General features: G+C 46.6%; 1 pseudogene. It reads right to left on the bottom strand.

The window, feature by feature from the left end:
* A pseudogene (gene rplC / locus RRF55_RS28885) lies at window positions 1–219 on the bottom strand (50S ribosomal protein L3); the annotation flags it as partial.

Genomic DNA, 219 nt, shown 5'->3' with positions numbered 1-219 from the left:
ACTTCACGACCTTCAAGATCAGCTTCTGTTGCACGGAATTCTTGAACTAGACGACCAGCAGCAACACCCGCTTTCGCGAAGTGACCTTTCTGAGCGTTAGTTACGCGAGATTCGCGACGTTCACCAGTAGTGATTTGAATCGCTTGATAACCATCAGTTTCAAGCGTTTTGATTTGAGTGATGCGGTTAGGATCAACCTCAATCACTGTAACAGGCACA

Origin of the sequence: Klebsiella sp. K47 (assembly GCF_051858335.1) — a bacterium.
Classification (GTDB): domain Bacteria; phylum Pseudomonadota; class Gammaproteobacteria; order Enterobacterales; family Enterobacteriaceae; genus Klebsiella; species Klebsiella pneumoniae.
Note: the sequence above shows the minus strand (reverse complement) of the source record. Positions and strands in the feature narration are given on the sequence as shown.